The following is a 1,147-nucleotide window of genomic DNA, read 5'->3' as shown; positions in this document are numbered from 1 at the left end:
CTGGTAGAGGCGCCGGTCGGCGGCGCGCATCAGCTCCGACACACTGGCTTCCTCGCCGCAGACAGTGCCGCCGATGCTGACCGTGAGCGGAATGGTCCGCTCGTCGACGGGCCGGAAGCGGATCAGCTCCACTTCGCGGCGAATTCGCTCGGCGACGCGCTTGGCCTCCTGCTCGGTCGCGCCGATCAGGAAGGCGCCGAACTCCTCGCCGCCGATGCGGCCGAGCACATCGCCGCTGCGCACGCCGCGCTGGATCGCGCTGGCGATCAAAAGCAGCGCGTCATCACCTGTCAGATGGCCGAAATTGTCGTTGATGGTCTTGAAGTGATCGGCATCGATGATCAGCAGCGCGCCGCGATCGGACTTGCGGCGCGAACCGTCGAGCGCGGCAAAGAAGCTTTCCCGGTTGAGCATGCCGGTCATGTCGTCGCGGCTCGCCTTTTCCGCCAGGCGGCGATGCGCGGCGGCGAGCTGGGCATGGGCTCGGGCGAGATCGCGATGCGCGTTTTTCAGCCTGTCGCTTTGCCAGAAAGTGCTTGCGCTGGCAGCCCACGCCAGCACCAGCGGACAGAGCGTGGAGGTCAGCCAGATCGTGCGGTTGACCGGAAATCCCATGGCCGGAACGATGATCAGGGTCAGCAGGAGAGAGGCCGCGACTGAGGCGAAAGCAACGGCGGCGGATCTCAGAATTATGCTGTTCATCGCTTGCTCCCACAAGACTGCCTCTCTGCCAGCAAGCCCTAAAGGCCACCTTTCCCAGATGCCTAAAATTTGAATCGTGAGGCGATTTACGCAACCTCAACGAGCAGAAGTTGTGGATAAAGTCGCTTCCGGAATGCGCGTTTCATGCCATAAGGAGCCCATGACCACGCTCCCTGACCCCGCCCGCTTCGCCCATGTCACCGACTGGGTCTTCGATCTCGACAACACGCTCTATCCGCATCATTCGAATCTGTTCTCGCAGATCGACGTCAAGATGACCGCCTATGTCGGCGAGCTGCTGGCATTGCCGCGCGACGATGCGCGCAAGTTGCAGAAGGAACTCTACCGCGAATATGGCACGACGCTGAACGGCCTGATGACACGTCATGGCATCGACCCCGATGATTTCCTCGAGAAGGTCCACGACATCGACTATTCATGGCTG

At 61.8% G+C, this 1,147-nt stretch carries 1 protein-coding gene and 1 pseudogene; one reads left to right on the top strand and one right to left on the bottom strand.

Features of this window, described 5'->3' with window-relative positions; translation table 11 throughout:
* Positions 1 to 702 (bottom strand): GGDEF domain-containing protein (locus tag EN893_RS18100; RefSeq protein ID WP_164900941.1); only part of this gene is annotated, 702 nt, incomplete at its 3' end.
* Positions 703 to 862: 160 nt separating this feature from the next.
* Between EN893_RS18100 and EN893_RS39330 the strand changes: the two are divergent.
* Positions 863 to 1,147, top strand: a pseudogene (locus tag EN893_RS39330) (pyrimidine 5'-nucleotidase); the annotation flags it as partial.

The organism is Mesorhizobium sp. M7A.F.Ca.CA.004.04.2.1, from assembly GCF_004022825.1.
Taxonomy (GTDB): Bacteria; Pseudomonadota; Alphaproteobacteria; order Rhizobiales; family Rhizobiaceae; genus Mesorhizobium.
This window is presented reverse-complemented; position numbering and strand designations above follow the sequence as displayed.